This window comes from Sphingobium sp., from assembly GCF_035511395.1.
Classification (GTDB): Bacteria; Pseudomonadota; Alphaproteobacteria; order Sphingomonadales; family Sphingomonadaceae; genus Sphingobium.
Genome location: NZ_DATKFP010000046.1, coordinates 1 through 2,779, shown reverse-complemented (window position 1 = coordinate 2,779; position 2,779 = coordinate 1). Strand labels below are relative to the sequence as shown.

3 protein-coding genes are annotated in these 2,779 nt (G+C 63.7%); all 3 read right to left on the bottom strand.

Going from position 1 to position 2,779, the window contains the following annotated elements; genetic code table 11:
• Positions 1-1,326: glycogen/starch/alpha-glucan family phosphorylase (glgP, locus tag VMR39_RS02470; protein WP_325414006.1), on the bottom strand; the 1,326-nt coding region annotated here is incomplete at its 3' end.
• A 108-nt stretch (positions 1,327-1,434) separates the two neighbouring features.
• Positions 1,435-2,595 carry a serine hydrolase domain-containing protein gene (locus VMR39_RS02465; protein WP_325414004.1) on the bottom strand — a complete coding sequence of 387 codons (1,161 nt, stop codon included), beginning with the start codon at positions 2,593-2,595 and terminating at the stop codon, positions 1,435-1,437.
• A complete protein-coding gene (locus VMR39_RS30400; protein ID WP_414712440.1) occupies positions 2,478-2,729 on the bottom strand; it encodes an alpha-L-rhamnosidase C-terminal domain-containing protein in 252 nt (83 codons plus the stop codon). Before VMR39_RS30400 ends, VMR39_RS02465 begins: the two co-directional genes overlap by 118 nt.
• Positions 2,730-2,779 lie beyond the last annotated feature (50 nt).

The following is a 2,779-nucleotide window of genomic DNA, read 5'->3' as shown; positions in this document are numbered from 1 at the left end:
CGACCCGGCAAAGGCCAGATTGCCCATGCGCACGCGCCTTCCGCCATGCTCGTCGATCAGGGAAATCGCCCCGATCGCGCCGTCGTCAAACTGACCGGATTTTCGAGCCTCCGCCAGCAGGCGGCTGTTCACCGCATAGACGATCTGCATGTGCCGGGGCAGCAGACGCTCGAACAACGGCACCGGCCAGCTTTCCAGCGCCTCGGGCAGCAAGGTGTGGTTGGTGTAGCTGAAGGTGCGCCGGGTGATGTCCCACGCTTCCTCAAAATCCAGCCCATGATCGTCGAGCAGGATACGCATCAGTTCCGCAACCGCCACCGCCGGATGGGTGTCGTTCAACTGGATCGCCGCCTTGTCCGGCAGGGTCTTCACATCGCCGAAATATTGGATGTGCCGTCGGACGATGTCCTGAAGCGACGCCGAGGAGAAGAAATATTCCTGCCGCAGCCGCAGTTCCTGCCCGGCAGGCGAACTATCCGCTGGGTAGAGAACGCGGGTCAGCGCCTCGGCCCGGTTGCTTTCCGCCAGCGCGCCCAGATGGTCGCCGGCATTGAACTTGTCGAGCAGGATCGGGTCGATCGGTTGCGCTTCCCACAGGCGCAGCGTATTGACCCGCTTGCCCCGCCAGCCGGCGATCGGCGTGTCATAGGGGGTGGCGATCACCCGCTCTCCCGGCTTCCAGAGCATCTGGTGCGGTCCGGCATCCTCGCCCTCGGCCGGGTCGACGCGCCCGCCAAAGCCGACCTCATAGCTCGCCTCGCGACGCTCAAACTCCCAGGGATTGCCGTGCGCCAGCCAGTTTTCCGGCAGTTCCACCTGCCAGCCGTCGCTGATCTCCTGCCGGAACATGCCGTTCACATAGCGGATGCCATAGCCATAGGCGGGCACATCGACCGTCGCCATGCTCTCCATGAAGCAGGCCGCCAGCCGCCCCAGGCCACCATTGCCCAGCGCCGCATCCGGCTCCAGCGCGGCGATCAGATCCAGGTCGACGCCCAGCGCGTCCAGCGCCGCCTGCAAATCATCCAGCATCTCCAGATTGGACGCCGCATCGCGCATCAGCCGGCCGATCAGGAACTCCAGGCTCAAATAATAGACCCGCCGCCCCTGTTCCTCATAGGTCTTCTGCGTGGACGCAATCCATGCGTCGATCACCCGGTCGCGAATTTCGAGGATCACCGCATGCAGCCAGTCGTGCGGCTTGGCCGCGGCAGCATTCTTGCCGATACGATAGGTGAGGCGCTCAACAATCTCCTGCGCCAGCACTTCCGGGTCCACCTGCCTCGGCGCGGGTTGAGGAAGTCTGGTCTGGCCTTGGAGAGTCATCGCGCGGTCCCCCTCTTGAGTCACTGCGGATGATGGCACAGGCTCACACCCTGCGCCATCGCCATTTTGCGGCGCAGCAATAATGGCCGGACGAGCATTTCGATCCCGTCAACTGCGTCGTTTTTCGACGATCGCGTCGGCCACGCCCTGCCGCAATTGCGCCCGCACCGGATATGCGCTGGACGGCAGCAACTGGGTCATGAAGATGCCGATCAGCCGCTCGACCGGGTCGATCCAGAAATAGGTCGAAAACACCCCGCCCCAATAATATTCGCCGCCCGCCAGCCCCATCGCGAAGCCAAGGCCGAAACCCACGCCCTGATAGTCCGCCTCGCTGAACATGCCGCTCGACATGGTGGACAGATCACCCCCGCCCGGCAGCCGGTTGCTGCGCATCTGTTCGATCGCCTGCGGTTGCAGCAAGCGCACGCCGTCAAGTTCGCCGCCGCGCAGCAGCATCCGCGCGAACCGATGATAGTCCGCCGCACAGGACACGAGACCACCACCTCCCGACAGGAAACGCTCCCGCCGCCATCCGCTGCGCGCGCCATGGTCGCCCACCGTGCGAACGCCGTCCGCCCCCAGCCGCCAGGCATCGGTCATCCGATCCACCTTGTCGGCCGGCAGCAGAAACCCCGTATCCGCCATCCCCAGCGGCCCGAAGATACGGTCCCGGAAGACCGTTTCCAGATCGAGACCCGTCAGTCGCTCGACGACCACGCCCAGCACATCGGTCGACACCGAATAATTCCACCGCTCACCCGGCGAAAATTCCAGCGGCAGGGTGGCGAGATCGGCGATGAACTGATCCGACGTCCGCTTTTGCTGGAACTCGTCCAGCCCCAGCTTGCGATAGCGCGCGTCGATCGGCGTCTGGCGTTGCAGGCCGTAGGTCAGGCCCGATGTGTGGCGCAGCAGGTCGATCATCTGCATCGCCCGTTTCGGCCGCGCCCGGTTGGCCCGCCCGACTCGCAGGTCGGCAAATTCAGGGATCACGTCCGTTACCGGTGTATCGAGCGCAACCCTGCCCTGCTCCATCAGCATCATGAAGGCGACCGAGGTGACGGGCTTGGTCATCGACGCAATGCGGTAGAGCGCATCGTCGCGCAGCGGATCGCCCTTCGCCCGCGCTTCGCCACGCACGATCGACATCAGCGGCACCTCGTCGCGCGACAGCAGCAATTGCATATGCGGCAGCTTGCCCGACGTAACGTAAGTCCGGTCAAGCAGATCGACCAGCGCCTCCAGCCGGTCCGCGTCCATCCCCATATGTGAGCGAGCGTGTTCACGGGCACGGTCACCTTCATTGTCAGTTTGCCGCCAGTCTTGCTCCATTCAGAGGTAATGATACCGTTGATCGTACGCACCGAGGCTTTCAGGTGATTAATACCATTGTTACCCATTCCATCGGGCGCAATTTCAGGGCGGATGTCAAAAGTCTCGAAACCAGGTT